This window comes from Serratia marcescens (genome assembly GCF_001902635.1).
In the GTDB taxonomy this organism is placed as follows: Bacteria; Pseudomonadota; Gammaproteobacteria; order Enterobacterales; family Enterobacteriaceae; genus Serratia; species Serratia marcescens_F.
This window is the reverse complement of sequence record NZ_MJAO01000002.1, coordinates 102,124-123,686: the sequence shown is the minus strand read 5'-3', so window position 1 is coordinate 123,686 and position 21,563 is coordinate 102,124. Positions and strand designations below refer to the sequence as shown.

The 21,563-nt window shown below is 60.5% G+C and carries 3 protein-coding genes (1 of these 3 running past the window's edge); all 3 read right to left on the bottom strand.

The window, feature by feature from the left end; genetic code table 11:
* Tightly spaced (each overlapping or abutting the next), the 3 genes in view from BHU62_RS02360 to BHU62_RS02350 form a layout consistent with a single transcriptional unit that may run on beyond the window.
* Positions 1-13,328, bottom strand: the 5' portion of a protein-coding gene (locus BHU62_RS02360; protein WP_073528971.1) for an SDR family NAD(P)-dependent oxidoreductase. 6,313 nt of this gene lie to the left of the window's left edge; only the first 13,328 of its 19,641 coding nucleotides appear in the window; the start codon lies at positions 13,326-13,328; its stop codon lies beyond the left edge, outside the window.
* Positions 13,321-14,454, bottom strand: coding sequence for a MupA/Atu3671 family FMN-dependent luciferase-like monooxygenase (locus BHU62_RS02355; RefSeq protein WP_073528970.1), 1,134 nt, complete (start codon positions 14,452-14,454; stop codon positions 13,321-13,323). Before BHU62_RS02355 ends, BHU62_RS02360 begins: the two co-directional genes overlap by 8 nt.
* Positions 14,451-21,563 (bottom strand): beta-ketoacyl synthase N-terminal-like domain-containing protein, encoded by a 7,113-nt coding sequence (locus tag BHU62_RS02350; RefSeq protein ID WP_073528969.1) that lies wholly within the window; start codon positions 21,561-21,563, stop codon positions 14,451-14,453. Before BHU62_RS02350 ends, BHU62_RS02355 begins: the two co-directional genes overlap by 4 nt.

Sequence of the window (21,563 nt, the reverse complement as noted above, 5' to 3'; positions counted from 1 at the left end):
CGGTGCGCCGTTTCGCCCGCGTTATCATAAGCAATACAGGCCCACATGCTGGCCGTGCAGCGCTGCAGAATTTCCATCGACGCCAGCTCAAACGGCAAGCCCAACCGATGATCCCGGGACAAGCCCAGCGTCGCCTGTAATGCCGAATCCAACAGGCTGGGATGCAGGACATACTCGCCGAGCGTCTCGCTGAGCGTCTCCGGCAAAGCCAGCCGCGCCAACACGCGGCCTTCGGCGATATGCAATCGCTCAATCCCCTGGTGTCCGGCGCCATAGTCGATCCCCAGCTGACGGAAAGCCCGGTAACATTCGGTCTTATCCATCACGCTTTCCTGATGTTCGGCCAGCGCGGCTGACAGATCGAGGCGTGGGGTGTCCGCGGCAGGCGCGTCCAGCACCAGCACTTTCCCCTGGCAATGCATCTGGGTTTCACCCTCCGGCGTCTGCGAACAGATTTCGAACCGAATCACCGCCGGCGATTGCGGCAGCAACTTGATCCGCACGGGGGAAAGCCCCTCCTCGCCGGCGGCAATGTAAGGGCGGATCCAAACGATCTGAGTCAACTGCAGAGGCCGCTCACGCCCCACCGCCTGTTCAACGGCGGCGCGCGCCATCTCCAGATAGGCGACGCCGGGCAGCAACCGTTTTCCCCTCACCACATGGTCTGACAGGAAGAACTCGCCGCCGTCAAAGCAAGAGGTAAAGCTGAGTTCGGTAACGTCAGAGGTATTGCGGTGCACCAGAGGATGCAGGCGATAAGGCTGCGGGATGGCGGACGGCAGCGTCTTCCCGCCCGCCGCAGGTTGTTCTTTCAACCAGAAACGGTCCCGGGCGAACGGGTAAGTCGGCAGGCCGACTCGGCGAGGCGCCATGGCCGCGGAATACCCCGCTTTCCAGTCCACGGCGGCCCCCGTCACCCAGGCCGCAAGCAATTTGCCGTAGTCGCCTTGTTGCAGCCAGGATCTGGCCGTCGCTTGCCAGGTGTCGTCATCCGCCGCCGATACAGCGCCGCTGCCTGCTTTCGCATTGCCTCGGTAGATCCCGTCCACACTTGCAGGGTCAGCAAGATAGCGGGACAAGGCGTCTTTCAGGGCCGACACGGAGTCGGCGACCAGGCCCAGGCGTTCGTCCATGGCTTCTCGCCCCACTTGCAGGGTGTAAGCGATATCAGCCAGGCTCGACGGCCGTTCGGTAAACTCCGCAGACGCCAGGTAGTCGGACAAACCTTGAACAACCGCCTCCAGACGAGCGGCTTTTTTTGCCGACAGAACAATCGCTACCGGCGCCGCGGCGCAAGCGCGCTCGTTCTCTGCCGGCGGCGCCACATATTCTTCAAGGACAATGTGCGCGTTCGCCCCGCCGATGCCGAAACTGCTGACGCCGGCCACTCTCGGCAGCGACCGGCCGTCGGCCGCTTTCATCGCCGGCCACGGCTGGGTTTCGCGCACCAGGTAGAACGGGCTCTCGGCCAGATCCAAATACGGGTTCGCCGTCTGCAGATGAACATTGCCGGGCATTTTTTGATGACGGAACATCAATAACACCTTCAGGACGCCAGAAATACCGGCTGCCGCTTCCAGATGTCCGATATTGGTTTTTACCGACCCGAGGCCGCACAACGCGTCGCGCGGCAGGGTTTTCTCCCGATCTTGATACAGGGCGGCGAACGCTTTTTTCAGCCCATTGATCTCGATCGGATCTCCCAGCCGGGTTCCCGTGCCGTGGGTCTCGATATAGCCCACCCGTGCCGGATCGATGCCGCTGCGGCGATAAGCCTGGGTCAGCAGCGCCTGCTGGGCAACCGGGTTCGGCGCGGTAGGCGACGTCGCTTTGCCGCCGTGATTCTCAGCGCTGCCGCGGATCAGGCCGTGAATGCGATCGCCATCGGCTATCGCCTGACGCAGAGGTTTCAGCATAATGGCGCCGACGCCCTCGCCGCGGCCATAGCCGTCTGCGCCGATATCAAAGGTTTTGCAGCGGCCATCTTCGCTGAGGATCCCCGCCTCGCCTGCGGTGATGGTGATCCCGGGATTAACGATAATGTTGGCGCCGCCAACGATCGCCTGCTCACAACTGCCTGCGCGCATCGCCTCGATTGCCCGATGAATGGCGACCAGCGAACTGGAACAGGCGGTGTCGATAGGCTCACTAGGGCCATGAAGGTTCAATATGTAAGACACGCGATTGGCCAGCGCGAAATGGGAAAGCCAGGGCGGATCGCCAATACCGAACTTATCGTGGGAATACTTCAGCCAGGCGTCTTTATACTCAGAGGTCGATACGCCGACAAACACACCGGTGTTGCTGCCTGACAGATCGCCGGCGCGATAGCCGGCATCCTCAATCGTCGCCCATACCGTTTCCAGGAAAATTCGGAACTGCGGATCCAATGACTGCGCTTCACGGGGCGAGATGCCGAAAAACAGCGGGTCGAAACAGTCGACATCCTGCATGAACCCACCGCAATTCACTTTGGTTTTTCCGGGCGTTTCATGCGGGTTGCCATAATATTCCCGCCAGTCCCAACGATCGGCCGGCACCGGGCCGATCAAGTCCCGGTTCGCTTCCAGCTGCCGCCAGAACTCATCCAGATTGCGTGATTGCGGGAAGCGACCGCTCATCCCGATAACCGCTATCGCTTCCGGCTCTTGCGGCCGCTCCGGCGCCGAAGAAACGGCAACGGCCGCGGGTGCCCGCTGAGGCATTGGCAGAGGAGACGCCGCCCGCCAGCCGAACGTTTTGACGTCGTCATCGCGCTGGGCAACATGGGGAGCGGCGATCGGCGATGGCCCGTTAGCCGCTGCAGCCGGCGGCGGCCCTGATAGCGGTGCGAAGGCATCGGGATAAGTGTCGATCAGGTGGCGGCCCATCGCTCTCAGGGTTGAATGTTCAAAGAACACCGTCGGCATCAGCGTCAGGCCATAGGCCTTATTGAGCCGGCCGGCAAACTCGGTAAAGTCGATGGAATTGAAGCCATATTTGGACAGTTCCATGTCCAGCTCAACCTTCTTCTCATCGAGTTTTTGCAGCTGGGCCACCATGCCGACCAGCATGGCGTTAACCTGCGCCGGCTGAACCGGGCTGTTTCCGCCTTCCTGCCGGCGGGAGGTCTCTTGGCTGTCCGCGGCGGGCGCATCCGAGAGTTTTCGCGCGATCTTCGCGGCTTCGCCATACATGACGGCAAGTTGCGATTCCGGGCTTTGCAGTCCCAGAATCAACGCCTCGATGCCCGCCGCGGCGGGCATCGGCACCAATCCCGTCTGGCGTTCGAGCTGTTCGGCCGCCTGCTCGGAAACGCCCATGCCGCCGTCACGCCAAAGCGGCCAGTTTATCGACAGGGTTTTCCCCCGCCGCAAGCCCGCCGCGACCTGCTGGTTGCGCTGCTCGGCAAAGCCATCCATAAAACCATTGGCGCAGGCATAGTCAGCCTGGCCGGTATTGCCGAACGCGCTGCTTAAAGAGGAGAACAGCACCATGAAATCCAGATCGCAATCTTGGGTCGCCTCGTCTATCGCCAGCGTTCCCGCGACTTTCGGCGCTAAAACGTCAAACACTTCGCGTTCAGTTTTATTGACGATGAACGCGTCGCGCGTGATCCCCGCACTGTGGATCACGCCATTCAACCGGCCCTCATTTTGCAGGATTTGCTGCACCAGGCGGCGAACTTGCGCCGGTTCGGTCACATCTCCCTGATAGTAAGCCACCTGCATTCCCTGCTGCCGTAACGCCGCGAGCCGTTGCTCAATGTGGTCACTCGGCGCAGAACGCCCGCTCAGGACGAAACGAACCGGATAACGCGCCCCCAGCTCGCGAACCAGCTGAGTGCCAATGCCGCCCAGCCCGCCGGTGATCCAGATGACAGAGCCAGAAGCCATCGGCGGCGCATCGGCGCTGCCCGTCAGCGTGATTGGCTGCCACTCCCGCACATGCCTGGCGCCCGTCGCATCGTAACGAATCTCTACACTCTCTTTTGCATCCTGCATTTCAGAACGCAGCAGAGCGATCGCGTCCGCTGACGTCGGATAACGCATCAATTTCACGTTGAGGCCCGGTTGCTCCTGGCGGGCGGTCTTGAGCAACCCTGCGGCGGCGGAAAGCCACGATGCATTAGCCGGCTCCGCGGCGAGTATGAACAGGGTCTGCCGCTGAGCGTGCTCCGTACAGGCGCGCGTTCTTTCTTTCAGGCGGGCAAACACCTGTTGCAGAGTCGACGTCAGTTGCGCCGGCGTCTGATTTGCGTCGGACGACAGACGCTCGACCTGGGCGGCCGGCCAGGCGCGTTGTAAAGCGGTTTGCAACGCATCACTGCCATCCGCCAGGATCAAACAAGGCGCCGAGCCTGAAGCCGGTTCCGTTTGCGCAAGGGCGGCAAGCGGCCGGACAAGCCACTGAGGTCGGGCGAAGACCAGAGACGGCGACTGGGCGGCGATCATTTTCAGTCCCTTCATTTCGACCAGAATGTGGCCGTGACGATCGGTAAACCCGATATCGCAGCTGACGATCCGCGGATCCGCGCCGCTTTCTGACGGGTGTTGCCGAATATAGGCCCACACCTCTGCCGGCAATGGCTGGTGGATCCGCAGTTCATCCAGACTAAAAGGCATCAGCGGACGGTCGCCTTGTCGTTCCCCGCCGCCGGCCAGCATGATCGCGGCCAACAGGGCGCCATTCATCAGGGCCGGATGCAGCATCGCCGCCGCGTCGTCGACATCAGCGGGTGCCGCCAGCGCGATCAGCGCTTCATGCTGCCCTTGTTCATAGCGGGTGATCCCGAGCAACCGTGGCCCGATCGCCGAACCGAAGAATTCAGCGCAGGCGTGACGTTCTTTACGCTGTCGGCAGCGTTGTGCGATTTCGTCAAGCGGCAGGGGCGCAGGCGCCTCTTCGCTGCCGGTCGCGGTCACCACTCTCGCCTGGGCGTGCGTTTCCCCCTGCGCGACGATCGCGCAGTAATAACCTTGACGATCCCGATTCAGGATCAGATCGATATCCGCCCCCTGCTCTCCCACCGCCACGGGTTGCCGCCAGACCACCTGCTTGAGCCCGATGACGGCGGAGGCTTGAAGGTGCGCCGCCGCCAATTCGCTCATCCACGCCAGCGAAAGCATGCCCGGCAGTAGCCCGCCGTGGTCTTGCAAAAAGTATTCACGCCCGGTTAACGTTTTGCGCTGTGCGCCCACGACGATCTCTGGCGCCGCCGCGCTTTGCGGTTCTGCATCGTGCTCTGAGCGGGGAGATGCCGACAGCATGCGGGTCGAAAAACCGCGCATGCTGACGCAAATGCGCCCCTGCTCATCGCACAGATCGACGTCCATTTTTTGCACTTGCGGATCCGCCGCGTTCTCCGTTGTCGCCAGCCGCAACCAAACCCAAAGCCGGCCGGCGATTTCGCCAAAGACCGCTAACTGCTCCAGCGCAAAAGGCACATAGGCGACATCGGGACGCGGCGCCGAGCCATACAGCCCCAGGCTGGTTTGCAATGCGGCGTCCATCAAACTCGGGTGCAGGCCGAAGGCCGGCATGGCCGCCGCATTCGGCAACGCAATCCTGGCCAACACCTGACCTTCCCCCGTCAGCAATTGCTCAATACATTGGAATGACTCGCCATACTCGAGCCCCATGCTGCGGAACGTCTGGTAGCACTGTGCCGGCAGGTAATCCTGCCCCGTCATCTGGCTTTTCAACCGTTCCAGATCCAGAGTCCGGCTTTCCGGGGTCGCGTCATTCAGACAGGGAACTATCACGCCCTGGCTATGGATCGTGCGCGGCTGGCCGTCGTTCTCCGAATAAACCCGGTAGTCAACCAGCCCTTCCTCCCGCTCGCTGAGCCCGAGGTAGAGGGTCGTCGTCCGTTGCGCGGCGATCGCCGGTTGCAACCAAAGGATCTGCTGCATGTTAAAGCGCAGCGGCTGGGGTGCTGAGGCGGTGCGGGCATAGGCCGCCCGCGCCATTTCCAGGTAGCTGACGCCCGGCAACACTTTCTGCCCGTAGACCCGGTGATCGCGGAGGAAGAACTCTTCGCCGCTGAACTCAGAGCGAAAACGCAGCTCGCCCAGCGTTGACGCATTCTCCTGCAACAGCGGGTGCAGAGCGCCGCGTTCGGCAATGGCATTCCGCGCTGGCGCTGACGCACCGTCCGCCACCCAACAGCGTTCCCGGGCGAACGGGTAAGCCGGCAGGACCACGCAACGGGATACGTCCGGCCACAGCTCGGCACCGTTCAGCGCGTATCCCTGGCAATAATAATCTGCCAGCGCGAACAGATTTTCCTGATACTCCTGCCCTTCGCTGTCTTGCGACTGGCGCAGCAAAGCATCGACGTGTTTTTGAATCGCCGGCTGCCCCGTGAATCCCAGAGGGATGCCGTTACCGCGAAACAGATTGGGCCGTTGCGACGGTTCGGCCTGCTGCAGGCTGACAATGGCGCTTTCTCGATCCTCGACCACGACCGCCAGGCGGTATCTAAAATGGCTGCGGCCGCGGAGCAGCGTATAGCCGATCGCCGCCAGACTCTGGCTTTCGCTTTCCGTCTGTTGCAAATGCGCTATCAGATCGTCGGCCTTGAGAGAGAGCGTTTCCTCGGTCTTGGCGGACAAACAGAGCAGATAGTGGCTGCGTTGCCGCGCTGGCGCTGCGGCCGGCTGCATATACTCCTGGATAACAAAATGCGCATTGGTGCCGCTCATGCCGAACGCGCTCACCGCCCCCATTCTTTGTTTGCCCACCGCCATCGGCCAAGCGCGGGCCGTTTTATTGACGTAGAAAGGACTCTCCGACCAGGTGATGTAGTCATTTTCCTGTTGGCAGTTCAGGCTTGCGGGAATGATTTGCCGATTCAAGGCCTGGATCAGGCTCACGGCGCTCAGGAGCCCGGAGGCAGCGAAGGTATGACCGAAATTCGTTTTGGTCGATGTCAGGGCGCAAAAAGCCTGCTTATCGGTGTGCGCCTTGAACGCCTCATTCAGCGCATTGACCTCCACCGGATCGCCCAGACGGGTGCCCGTGCCGTGCGTGACGACATACTCGATTTGCGCCGGATTAACGCCGGCGCGCTGATACACGGACTTGAGCAAGTCGGCCTGCGCCACGCCGTTCGGTGCCGTGATGCCATTCGTCTTGCCATCATAGTTAATGCCGCTGGCACGGATCACGCCATGGATCAGATCCCCATCGGCCTCGGCCTGCGACAACCGTTTCAATACCAGCACCACGGCGGCTTCACCCGGCACCATACCGTTGGCGCGCTGGTCGAAGGTATAACAGGTTCCGTCCTCCGACATCATGCCTGACCGCGCCATGATGTCGAAACCTTCCGTCGAGAGCTGCAGGCTGACGCCGGCGGCCAATGCGGTGTCACATTCCCGATTACGCAGGCTGGCGCATGCCAGATGCGCCGCGACCAGACCCGATGAACAGGCCGTATTGACCGCCAGCACGGGGCCGTGCAGATCGAGGAAATAGGCCAGTCGTGAAGCCAGAATGCCCGTATGATTGGCGGTGATTTCAACCTGCTCGGTATCGGTGAAACGGCCGTAGGTGCCTTCCTCCACGCCGACGAAGGTGCCGATACTGTGCCGGCGCAGCGGGTGTTCTCCGTAACCGGCATGTTCGAGCGCTTTCCAGGCTTCCTGTAACAGTTGGCGCTGGCCGGGATCCATGTTCTGCGCTTCTCGCGGAGAAATTTCAAAAAACAGCGGGTCAAATTCGGCGACGCCGGGCATGACGCCGCACCACCGCAGGCGCTCCGACGCGGTGTGGCGCTCGCGGCAAGATTCGTCGCGGCGGCGCAGATACGTCTCGCTCACCTGGCTGACGCACGACTTGCCTTCAGCCAGACAACGCCACATTTCATCAACGTCACGGGCGCCGGGGAAACGGCCGCTCATGCCGATCACCGCGATCGGCTCATCGTCCTGCGCAAACGACGATTGCCCCGCGGCATGGCGGGTTGATGGCGGAGTAACATGCGCGCTCGGATCGCGCGGCGTGCGCTCACTGGCCGAACCGCCGTAGCAGGTTTGCATCAGCGTTTCGTGAGCCGACATAAAATACTGGCTGAGCTTCGCCAGCGTGGCATGCCCGAAAAACAGCGCCGGTGATACAGCGATTTTCCAGCGTCGGCTGAGCACGGACGCAAACTCAGCCAGGCTGATTGAATCAAAGCCGAAATCCGCCAGGTTCACGTCATGATGCAGACTATGCCGCTCAATGCTTAAGATATCACTCACCGCTTGCTGCAAGTCCCACAGCACACGCTGTTCAACCGTCAGCCCTTTCATTTCAGGAGGGGCAACGATGGCGGTTGTCGGCCGAGGTTGCGCGTCCTGTTGACGATGCGCCCCCGCCAACAGACGTTGTATCGCATCGGGTCGGCCTGCCATGATCAGCGCCGCGCCCTCTTCACCGGCGAGCAACTGTTCGAACGCCCGCAATCCTTCGTCACTGCGCAAGGCACGCTGGCCGCTGGTTTTCAGGTACAAGGATGTCGCCTGTTCCCGTTCGGCCGATCCTTGCGTCATGCCGCCGTCCTCCCACACCGGCCACCCGATCGCGATGGTCTTGCGGGCGAACGTGGCACCGCGATGCCGGCTGTTGGCATAAGCCATTTGGAAGCGATTCGCCACGGCATAGTCACCGGCGCCAAAGTCGCCAAAAACGGCGGCACTGGACGAGAAATAAGCGATAAAGTCCAGTGTCTGCTCAGCGCCGAAGACGCTTTGCCAGGCCGTATCAATCGCCAGAGCGCCCTGAATTTTCGGTGCCAACACCTGATGAACCCCGGCGAGATCTTTCTGCGCCAGCGTTTGCTGCGTTTGCATCCCCGCGGCATGCACTATGCCGTCGATCCGGATCCCCTGGCGCCGGCAGTCCGCAAACAGAGATTCCATCTGCGACACCGCGCTCACATCGGCCTGGCAATACGTCATCTGGCCGCCATGTTGCTCGATGGCCCGCAGCTGCGCCTGTTGCTCCAACGCAAGCGCCGAGCGGCCAACCAAAATCACCTTCGCCGCCCGTTTTTCACACAGATAGCGGGCAAATATCATCCCCAGGCCACCGAGCCCCCCGGTGATCAGGTAGCATCCGCCTACTTTCAAACAGCTTTCCGCTTGCAGCGGGTGATCGTCGTTTGCCATCTGGGCCGATTCGAACGTCAGCACATGACGTTTTCCCTGAAGATACAGTGCGTTTTGTCCCGGTTCGCTGTGCAGTTCAGCCCAGACGGCGGGAAGCGATGCGGCGAGCGCCCACCACGGCTCAGCGTCGGCGGCGGCGTCGAACCCGGCAAACGTGACGCGCGTGTCCGGCAGCACAAGGCGCAGCGAGGCGCCGAAGGCGACCAACGCATCGGCGTAACAACGCGCCAACGCATCGCTAAAGACGCTGACAATCACCATACGGCGCAGCGACATCCCACTGGACAACAGCCCCTGGAACAGCGGCACCAGCTGATCCAGCGCGAATTCGGGCTCGACAAAGCACAACAACGCGTCTGCAGGCTGAGGCTCCCCCTCCGCTTGCGTGGCCATGTTCACCGACGCAAAGAAGCGGCTGCAGGCACCGGCGTCTGTCCCCGCCGCGTCCCAATTGAAAAACGTCGTTGAAGCCTCGCCCGCAAGCTGTGTAATGCCGGTCTCCAGCGCCGCCTGCGCGGCGGTTGGCATGACGCATAGGACGCGCCCGGCGACGCGGTTCAGGGCATCCGGCAGCGGTTGTTCACGCCAGCGCTCGCGGGCGATCCAAATCGCGTCGTGCCGTTCGGCGTCCTCTGAACGGCGTTTGGCGGCATTGAAATCATCGGTCGCGGCGATCCAATAACTCTCCTCCGCGAATGGATAGGTCGGCAGATGCATTCTGCGCGGTTTCGCCTCGGCATATAACGCCGCCCAATCCGCCGCCTCGCCGCGCAGCCAGCAGGCCAGCTGAATGTGTGCGGCCCCTTCGGCCGCCGCGCCGTCCTCATGCAGCAATGCCTGTGCGGCCGCGGAACAGGTTGAGCCCAAGAGGTCGGCATAATACAAATCGTGCGAGGCGCTTATCTCATCTCCGATGGCAAGATAACGTCTCAAGCTCTCCTGCAAGCTCTGCCAGCCGTCGCTGAACAGCGCCAGACGATGCGGCATCGGCGTTCGCCCGACTTGCAGGGTATAAGCGAAATCGCGCAGGCTTTCCGGCTCGGCAGCGGCGAGCAGATTGGCCGCCATCTGTTTCAGTTGCGCTGCGCTTTTTGCCGATAAGACAATCAGGTACGGCTCATTGGGATCTGAAGGCTCGTCCTGCGGCGTCTCCCGCACCTCTGCGCTCTGCAACACCAGGTGAGCATTGGTTCCCGTGTGGCCGAAGGAACTGACCGCCGCAAAGCGCCGCTCCCGCTCCCAGCGCTTGAGCTCGGTGTTCACATAAAAAGGGCCGGCGGTAAAATCAATATCCGCATTGGGTTGGGCATAGTTCAGCGACGGCGGGATTTCCCGCTGTTTCAGCGCCAACGCCGCCGTGATGACATTCACGATCCCGGCTGCCGCTTGCGTATGGCCAATATTGGTTTTCGGCGAGGTCAACGCGCAATACTGCTGCTTCTTCACCCCTTCGCGCTGGAAGGCATCAATCAGCGCATTGCACTCGACGGGATCGCCTAACAGGGTGCCGGTGCCGTGGCTGACCACATAGTCGATCTGCTCCGGAGAAATGCCGCTTTGCTGATAGACCTGCGCGTATAGCTCGCTTTGGCGGGCCCCGCTGGGCGCCGTCAGGCCATTGGTTTTGCCGTCATAGTTAATCGCGCTGCCTTTGATGATGGCATAAATGTCGTCGCCATCCCGCAAGGCGTCCTCATGGCGTTTTAACACCACCGTTGCACAGCCTTCGCCCACCACCATGCCGTTGGCTCGGCTATCAAAGGCGTAGCAGACGCCGTCTGGCGAGAGCATGTCGCCCATGCGAGACAGGCCATGCAACATGCGCTCCGGCTGGCAGATCACATTGCACCCGCCGGCCAGCGCCAATGTGCTGTCACCGTTTAAAATGCTCTGGCAGGCATAATGCAGGGCGACCAACGAAGAGGAACAGGCGGTGCCAATCGCCAGCAAAGGGCCTTTGGTGTCAAGGAGATAACCGATGCGCGCCGGCGCGGTCCCGGTATGCACGGAGGTAATCGCAGAGTGTTCGGTCAACGGATAATCCGACTCTTCCATGCCGATAAAAATGCCGTGCTGTTGTCCGTGCCATTCCTGCGGATCGTAGCCGGCATCTTCAATCGCTCGCCATGCGGACTGCAACAGCAAGCGATGATGAGGATCCATCAGTTGGGCTTCCCGAGGGGAAATCTTGAAAAACAGCGGATCAAAGCGATCGATATGCGCCATAAAACCGCCCCGGGTGGTTTTCATTGACAGATCTTCGCGCTGCCGCCGCCCTTGCGGCACTTGCCCGACACTGCTGCGGCCCTCGCGCAGCAATTGCCAAAACTCCGCTGCGTTATCAGCACCGGCCACGTTAATATCGAGGCCGATGATGGCGATATCGCCGCTGCCGCCCGGCAGCGGGCCCGGCGCGGCATTTTGGCGACCTTCTTTCGCCGGCGCGTCGGTTTGCATTCGTTCTGCTACCGCGCGCGCCAAGGCCGCCGGCGTGGTGTAACTGAACACATCGGAGCGCCGCAATTTAACCGGATACGCCGCCACCAGACGGCTGACGAAGGCGGCAACGGAGACGGAATCGAGTCCGAGATCGGTAAATGCCTGTTGGCAGGTTTCATCATCAGCGCCGTTAATGCCCAGCAGGCGCCCTATCGTCGCTCGCACGTCGGCTTCCGCCGCGGCCATCGCCCCTGCTGTCTGCGCGCTGCGCGCGGCAGGCTGAAACCAACAGTGTTCACGGGCGAAGGCATAATGGGGCGAAGCCGACGGATACGCGGCGCCCGCCGGGTGAGCGCCGCGATATTCTTCGATCAGGATGTGGGCATTATTGCCGCCGGAGCCGTAGCTATGAATCGCGGCGATTCTGGGCTGCTCGCCGGCCGGCCAATCCTGCGTTTCCCGGGCAAAATCACAGGGTGCATCTTGCGTGTCGCAGTAGGCATTCGGCTGAACAAAACCCGGTATTTTATGGATTTTATCGGTTTGAAGACTGCGGATAACCTTTAACAGCGCCCCGAGCGACGAGGCGGAATGCATATGCCCCAACAGCGGTTTCAGGCTGCTGACCCGGCAGTAACCCGGTTCGAACGCCACGCCGTTTTCATCGCACAGTTGGCTCAGCGCCCGGTTTATCGCCGTCCATTCGGCAATATCCGCTACCGGCAATCCCATTCCCTGGGCCTCAATGTAAGAAACGCGGCGCGGGTCGATGCCGGCTTCACGGTAACAGTCTTTGATCAGCTCACAGTGCGCGTCCGTATTCGGCGACGCCATCGAAACGCCACCTTGCCCATTGAAGTTGACCCGGGAATGCTTGACGATCGCATAGACCCGGCGGCCGGCCCGTTCGACATCCGCCAGGCGTTCCAGGAGAAGGGTTCCAACCCCTTCGGAACGAATGAATCCATCGCCATTTTCGCCGAAAGACAGCACCTGCCGGCGGTGGGTCAGTTGCCCGGCATCATTTAACCGATGGGTCACGTCCGGCACCAGAATAATATTGGCCGCACCGACAATCGCTCGATCAATGATGCCGGCTCTGAGCGCCAGTGTGGCTCTGTGAAGCGCCACGGCAAATCCGGCGCATGTCGCATTGACGATTTCACTGGGCCCGGCCAGGTCAAACTGGTAAGAAATCCGGTTGGCGATCATGCTGTCAGCCTGCGTCAGGCCGAACTCGGGGCGATAACCGTGGTGCGCCATCAGGGCGGCATACTCATTGGATTCGCAGCCGATAAATACGCCGGTCTGCGTTTTGCTCAGGGAAGCGGGATCGATGCCGGCATCTTCCAGCGTATGGTAGGTCGCCATCAGCAGCAGGCGCTGCCGCGGATCCATCTCTTCGGCTTCTATCGGTAAAATGCCGAACTTGTCCGCATCAAACGCAGCAATATCGGGAATAAACCCGCCCGCAAGCGGCGGCCACGGCGTTTCCCCCTCGCGTTCGCTTTGCCGATACCACGCTGCGCGTTGCGCCGGCAATGAGGTGATTAACGTGTCGTCGGCATCGAGATGCCGCCATAGCTCGGCAATGCTCATGCACTGCGGGAAATACCCCGCCAGACCTGTAATCGCCAGGGGGTCGAGATTACCTTGTGCAGCCAACAGCGTTGACGCCGAGTCTAATGAAGCGGTTTTATGATTTTTAATCCACTGTGCAATGACAGACAAGGGTGCTGATTGCTCACTCATAAAAAGACTTCTCCCGCTTGAGATTAAGGTCAACTAATTGCTGCAAATAACCAAGGGCGTTTTTGACGGCGGCGTAATCCATGCCGAAGTCCTGAAGAAAGGCAATTTCATTCACCCCGCACGCTACCGCCAAATTGATTTGTTTCTGGCATTCATCAAGCGGGCCAAATATGCCGCCGGTTTTGAAAAAGCGGGCATAGGCGTAATCAAGAATTTGATCTATCTGGCTGTTGTCGAAATGCTTATCTCTGGCCTTCATCTGGGGAATAATGCTGCTGCGAATATAGGCTTTGAACGGATCGCAGACCACCTGCTGTACCCATTCCATGTCCGGATGAACGAAGGTGTGCATCATCAGCGTTACCCGGCCGCCGAGCGGATCCAGCCCGGCTTCGGCGCGTGCGGCGCGATAGCTGTCCACGTATTTGCCGAACTCGTGGAGGTCTATTCCGTGCAACATGCCGAAAACGTTATAGCCTTGCCGCCCCGCATGGCGAAAACCCTGTTCTGAGATGCTGAAGTACCAAATGGCGATCTCTTTTTGAATCGGGCGCGGATACACGACCGTTGGGAATATCTCCCCGCCGGGGCCGGGAAAGTCTACGCTTTCCCCCCGCCAGAGTTTCTGTATTACCGGAATGCGCCGATCGCGGATTGCCGCCCGCTCCTCATACGTTTCCGGTGACAGGATGAAGTCCGCTTTGTTCCAGCCGCTGCCGACGCCCAAATCAACCCGTCCATCGGAGAGAATATCCACCATCGCCCAGTTCTCGACGATCTCAACGGGATGATGCAACGTGTTGGTCACGGCGGCCGAACGCAGACGCACGTTTTTCGTCAATGGCGCAAAGTAAGCCGCCGCAATGCCGTTATTGGCGTAGATCGAGCCAAACTCATAGAAATGGCGTTCAGGAAAGCAAACCGATTCAAACCCGGCCTGGTCGGCAAATTCGACCAACTCACGAGCAAAACGGTATTTATCCCGGTCAGAGACATCTTTGCGCACATCAGAAAAAAACAGATAGCTAAAAGAAACGTCTGCGCCAGGCCGGCGGATCGTCGCCTCGGCGTCTGCGGTGCGATAACCGGAGAAAAAATGCTCCAGCTTTTGATTTAGCGTATTCATAGCCGGTTCCCTCTTGCGCCAGCCTGCTCACGCAACTTTTTCATCAGCAAGTTGGGGGTTGGATGATCGATCAGCCAATTCGGCTGCACCGGGAATTTCATCTGTTTTTCCAGCGTGGTGCTCAACTGCATGGCGATAATCGAGTCCATTCCGTAGTCCTGCAGGGGTTTATCCCAATCCAGGTCGTCGCCCAGCTTCATGACTTTCTCGATCCCGAAGGCCAGCACGCTGCGCAGTTCGCTTTCTCTCGGCATAGCGCCGCCGGCGCCCTTGCCGGCCTCAATGGCGGTATTTTCGGCAACCGGCGCAGGCAGAGTGGTCGCAATCGCGGCCCCGACCTCATGTTGCAACTCGGCCGGCAACGCCGGTAAGGACAAGGCGGAGAGATAGTCCGCAAACGCCGCAGGCGTTAATTCCCCGACCCGATAGCGATGGATGTTTTGGCGAACCGCCTCTGCCATCGCGTGCGCCTGTACGGCGTTGGCGGCCGCCGGAGGCTCGTTAAGCCCCAGCAGCGTTCTCGCCTTTTCACGGTCGGTGACGGCGACCAACGCCGTGACGCCCTCTGTCAGCCCGGTTTGCAACTGCCGCAGCGCCGCCGGGGCGCTAATGCTGCCCATACCCTGATGCGCCAACTGCGCCAAACGCGCAGGCAACCGCTCAGGGGCAACGGCGCCGTCAACGTCCCATTGCCCCCAACAAACGGAAGCCGTGACCCCGCGTCTTTGTTTTAAGGCCACGCGCTGTTGCCGGTAGCGGGCAAACGCATTCTGGAACGCGGCAGAATAGGCGTAGTCAGAAGATCCCTGGATACCGAACGCGGCCACGGAAGAGAACATCAGGAAAAGCTCCAGCGGTTCATTGGCCGTCGCCGCGTCAATGTTCAGCGTGCCGGTGACTTTCGCCGCCAGGGTCTGCCGAAACGCATCCCAGGGCTTATTCACGATGGCGCCGTCGCTCACCTGCCGGGCCAGATGCACCACTCCGTGCAGGCTGATGCCTTCAGACGCCAGGGTTCGCATCGTCTGGTTGACCCGCTCCGCGTCCAGAATATCGACGGCATGGTAAATAACGCGGGCACCCGAGGCCCGGATGCGCGCCAGGATCGGCGCCACCTGGTTTTCCGGGCGGCGTGAAAAAATCACCAGCTGTGCCTGATAGTGCTGCCCTAAAGCCCGACAAAATTGCTCCCCCGTTTCACCCAGGGCACCGATCATTAAATAGGTCGCGCCCGTGCGAAAACGCGCGCCGGCCCCTTCATACCGGTCAGATTCGCTGACGCGCAGCGCGTACCGCCGGCCGCCGGAGAAGCGCACCGTCGATGCGTCGATCGCCTGCGCCTGTCTTCCCGTTTCAGGCGCAGGCCGCACGGCGCACAGCCAGGTTTGCATCAGTTGCAGCGCCGTCTCTTGCGGTGCCGACTGCGGGGAAAAGACGATGCTCCGATAGTCATGCCCCACGGTTTCCAGAATCGCAGAACGCAGCAACCCGGAGAGCGCTTCATATTGCACCGTCGCGGTTGTCAGGCCGTGTTCATAGTCCGCCCGGTGACAGCAATAGAACTGTAGCGGGTTGACTCGGGCGACCGCCTGGAGGGCTTGTATGCAAAGATAGGCGAGCCGCAACCCGGCATCCGGGTTATCGGGCAAGAACAGAAAAACGGTCAATGGCGTGTCGGGATGCGGAATGGCCGCCGAAAGCGCGCCGTTCAGGGCAGCGCGCTCCGCTTCAGCCGTTAAGGCTTCCTTCGGCAAGGCGATATACCGCACATCCCAGATCGGCTGTGGGTTATGCGTCAGGGTCTGGATATCAAGACAGACCTGCTCCACGGCCCGACAGTCTGCAGCGGTTTGGCCAAGCACCAAAATTCGCCTGTCGCGGTTAGCCTCGATGCGTTCAACCCACGGCGTGTTTTCACTGGACTCCACGTCAACCCAGTCTTCTGTCGCCCGCAGCCATGACGTTGATTCACCAGTCTGGTTTTCCTCTGCGGCATCCGGCAAGCTCACCGGCGAAACAACGGCGGCTTTCTCCTCAAACCAGCAGGACTGGGAGTAAAATGGATACGTCGGCAAGCTGATTTTTTGGGGGAAACGGCGCTCAGCGCCGTGCGCCGGTGAATAGAGCCGCTCCCAGGACAGCGTGCCACCCGCGGCCCACTCAGCCGCCAGCGCGTGCAAGTCTCGATCGCGCGCCTGCGGCGCAGACGCCGGCGGGTTGCTGCTCGCTTGTCCCCTGAAGAATGGCGGCGTAGCGCTATCTCCTGCGACAAACCGGCTCAGTTTCTCTTGCAATTCGTCGACCGAGCCGACGATGAACGCCAGCCGTTCCGTCATGGCCTGCCGCCCCTGCAGCAAGGTATAAGCCAGCCGACATAAATCAACAGCGCGGCCCGCCGCGCGTTCCCGCTGGATCCAGGCCAGCAGGTTATTCGCCATCAACGGCAAGCGATCGGCGCGCATCGCCGATAAAGCGATCATCCTCGGTTTTTCCACCGCCGCTTCCGCCGCCGATGACGGCAGGTACTCTTCAATGACCAAATGCGCGTTCGTGCCGCTGTAGCCAAAAGCGCTCACCGCCGCTCTGCGCGGTTGGCGTTCATCATGTCGCCAGGGCTTGAGTTGCGTATTGACGTAGAAAGGCGAGTCTTCGAAGTTAACGTGTTGGTTCGGTTTGGAAAAATGCAAAGACGGTGCGAGTTGCTTGTGTTTCATCGACAGCAGCGTTTTATGCACGCTGGCCATGCCGGACGCCGCTGACGCATGACCGATATTGCTTTTCACCGAGCCGAGGCCGCAGAAATGCTTGCGCGATGTCTGTTCTCTGAAGACGGCCGTCAGCGCCTCAAACTCGATAGGGTCGCCGAGCTTAGTCCCTGTGCCGTGCGTTTCCACATAGCTTATCGAATCAGGGGTAATTTGAGACTTGCGGTAGACTTCTCTCTCCAGTTCGATCTGGCTGTTGACGCTAGGCGCCGTGATACCGTTGGTTTTGCCGTCTTGGTTGATGCCCGAGCCGATGATGACGCCATGAATAGGATCGCCGTCCGCCTCGGCCTGAGACAGCCGTTTCAACACCAGGCATCCCGCCCCTTCGCCGGGCACGAACCCATCCGCCGCATCATCGAAAGCCTTGCACTGGCCTTCGGGGGACAACATGCCGGCAGCGCACATGCCCATGTAGGTTTCCGGCATCAGATAGAGGCTCACGCCGCCGACCAGCGCCAGGTCTATCTCCCCGTTCTGGAGCGCCGTGACGGCCAAATGGGTCGCGACCAGCGAGGACGAGCACGCGGTGTCAACAGGAATGGCCGGCCCTTTCAGGTTCAGGAAATACGGAATGCGCGCCGCCCCGATGGCAAAACTGTTACCGGTGCCGGACAGCGGGCGGGCCGAGTTCAGCATCAAGTGAGCATATTCATAGCTCATTATTCCCATATAAACGCCGCATTTCGTGTGGCTCAGCGCCTCGGGGCTGTAACCGGCATCTTCAAATGCTTTGTATCCCTCCTGCAGAAAGAGGCGGTGTTGGGGATCCATGCCCTCCGCTTCGGCGGGCGAAATCGAGAAAAATAGCGGGTCGAAACCGTCGATATCCGTTAATGCCCCTAACCATTTGCAATAGACCTTCCCGTCTTTGCTGCGGTCGGCATCGAAGTATTGATCGACGTTCCAGCGCTCCCTTGGGACTTCTCGCACAGAATTGCGGCCATTCGCCAGGTTATCCCAGTATTGATCCAGATTGTCCGCGTCGGGGTAGCGGCCGGCCATGCCGATGATGGCGATTTTTTCGTCCCGGCGATGAGACGCGGCGGTTGCTTCTGCCGGTGCGTCGGATGCGGCCGGTTTCAGATCCTGCGAACAGGGGGCCTCAGGCTCTGAAACGGCCGCGTTCGGTTTTGGGCGCGGCGTAGCTCCATGAGATTGCGTTGCAATATATTCCGCTAAAACCTGAATAGTGGGATAGTCGTACAATCGCGTGGCGGAAAGCTCGGTGCCAAGCGTCTTGTTGAGCTCATGGATCCATTCGGCGCCGATGATCGAATCCAGGCCTAACGCCGCAAAAGCCCGATCGTTCTGGATCTCGTCCACAGTGATGTAAAGCGCGTCGGCCAGGCTGGCTTTCAGTAATGACGCGATCGCCGCCGAGTCGCGCCGAGAGTCTGCGGATTGCCCCCCTGCGTCGCTGCGTATGTCATCCTGCGCAGACTCCTCGCTGGCGTGGCGTATTTGCGGCGCGCGTTCGTGCGCGGCGTTCCCCTGCTCGCTTTGCAGCACGATAAACTGCGCCAGTTGGCGAACGCTGGAATAATCGTATATCCGGGTGGCGGACAAGGCGCAACCGAGTTGTTGGTTGATGGCGTGCACCCATTCAGCGCCGACGATGGAATCCAACCCCATTTCAGCAAAGGATCGATCCACATGAATTTCCGCTTCGCCGGCACAGAGCGCGTGAGCCAAACTCGTTCGTAATGCGCCGATAACGCGCTCCAGCGACCTCTCGCCGCTGCGCGAGGCGCCGTTGCCATTCATCGCCTGATGCTCCTGCGGCGGCTCAACGCGTTTGGCCGCCGCGGGGGGCGTCTCGGTACCCTTGGCCACCTCCGGGTGGGCGTCTGTCTTCAGCTTCAGCGGCTGCAGCCGAATCTTTTCCGAGTGGCTGGCTTTTTTCACCGGCTCCATCGTCGGCTGTATGGCCGCGAGCACCACCGCCGGCGGCTGCTGCGTCTCTTTGATCCAGTAGCGACGGCGGTCAAACGGATAGGTTGGCAGCGCCAACCGCGCATAATGGCGGCCCGCGTATAGCTGCCGCCAGTCAACCAAACCGGTCTCGGCCCATGCTTGGGCGATCTCTGTATAGCGCTTGGTCTGCCACCATTGCGCAATATCCTGTGTATCGACACCGGCAACGCGAGCCGCCTCGTCGCTGACAAAAATAGTTGCCGCAGCGGCAGCATTCTGCGCCAGGTGAGTCAGCTGGCGCACCAGCGAAGCCACATCGTCGACAACGAACGCGGCCCGCGCGGGCATCACATCCCGCGCCGTTTGCAGCGTGTAGGCGAACTGTTTGAAATGCGTCGCGACATAAGCCGAGTGCTGAGTGACATACTGCAGCACGTGTTGTGCATAGGCCTGCAGCCTTTCGCTGTTTTTGGCGGACAGCACGATGATCTCCGGCTCATTGGTGTGGGGTGCCCTCTCTTCGGGCTCCCGACGGTACTCCTCAATGACCAGATGCGCGTTGGCACCGCCGGCGCCGAAAGAGCTCACGCCGGCCCGCAATGGCTGTGGCGCGTCACCGATCGTCGGCCGTTGCCATGTTTGCCCCTCCTGCAGAACATAAAACGGGCTTTCTTCCAGCTCCAGCAGCGGATTCAGCTGCTGGCAATGCAACGACTTGGGCAAATATTCATCCCGCATTGCCAGCAACACTTTGATGACGCCGGCCACGCCGGCGGCCGTTTCCGTATGGCCGATATTCGATTTAACCGACCCTAACGCGCAGTGTTTCGCCGGTGCGGAATAGAGCCCGTGATCCTGATAGAGATGGTTAAATGCCGTTTTCAGGCCGTTGACCTCGATAGGATCGCCCAGCGGCGTCCCGGTCCCGTGGCACTCGATATACGTAATGCTGCGCGGATCAACCCCGGATCGCCTGTGCGCATCGCGAATCAGCCGGGCCTGCGCATTCGGATTGGGCGCCATCAGAGAGGTGGCGGCGCCGCCGTGATTTTCCGCGGAGCCGATAATGACCCCGAGAATGTTGTCTTTATCCGCCTGCGCGTCGGCCAGCCTTTTCAGCATGACGACGCCAACCCCTTCCCCGCGGGCATAACCATTGGCCTGCTCAGAGAACGTCTTGCACCGGCCATCCTCGCAAATCATTTCCGCCTTGCTGTACAGAATGTGCATTTTCGGGCTGAGGATCAGGTTGGCGCCGCCGGCTATCGCCATATCGCAGTCGCCGTGCTGAATGCTCATCACTGCACGATGGATCGCTACTAAAGAACTGGAGCATGCGGTGTCGATAATTTCACTGGGGCCATGCACATCCAGCAAATAAGAGAGGCGATTCGGGCAAAACATATGGGGGATCGCCGTTAGCTCGACAATATCGCGAGATTGGGCATTCAGGACGGTTTCGGCATAGTCCTGCAAATTGATGCCGGCATACACGCCGACCTTTTTGCCGGATAACGATCCGGGCGCATAGCCTGACGATTCGATGAGTTGCCAGGCCGACTCGATAAACAGCCGATGCTGCGGATCCATCGTCTGAGCTTCACGAGGCGATATGCCAAAAAAACCCGGATCAAATTTGTCCACATCCTCAATAAAGCCGGCGTATTTCACGTTGGTGAACTCGCCGTCTTTGGGGTTGCCGTAGACAGCTTTCCAATCCCAGCGTGCGTTGGGGACTTCGCTGATGCAATCCCGGCCTTGATACAGGTGACGCTGCAACGCTTCCACCGAGGAAGACTGCGCAAACATGCCACTCATCCCGATGATGGCGATCGGTTCGTAGCGGCCGTTTGCCGGGGCGACGACGGGCCGCTGCCGTTTTTGCCTGATTTGATGACTTTTCGCCAGCAGCGCCTGGATGCTCCTGGCGGATTTTTCGCCGGCGGCCGGCCCGTTCTCTGGCTTCGTTGCCGACGCGGGCGGCTGACGGCCATCGCTGCGGTGGGACGGGCTATCGTATCGCGCCGCGACTTGCTGGCCGAAACGCGTAATGATGATATCGGTCAGCTCTTCAATGTTTCTGGCTTCAAAGAAAATGGCGGCGGAAAGAGACACCCCCAATGCGCCGGCAATACGCCCCATAATTTCCGTAATGACAATCGAATCAACGCCATAGGTTGATATCTTTTCCTCACTGTCGATTTTTTCCACCGGCAATTTGAGTATCACGGAAATAATCGCCAGTACCTCGTGCCGCAGCGCCTGGCGGCTCGAGGTGCCGGCAGCCGCGGCAAGCGCCGGCTCAACGGCGTTGGCAGAATGGGCAGTGACTGGCGCCTGCTTGCGGGCAGATTGCATCAGCTCAGCCTCTAGCGCATTTCGGGCTGACTCGTGTAAGTCGTGGGTTGGATTCTCTTTGCCTGTCAT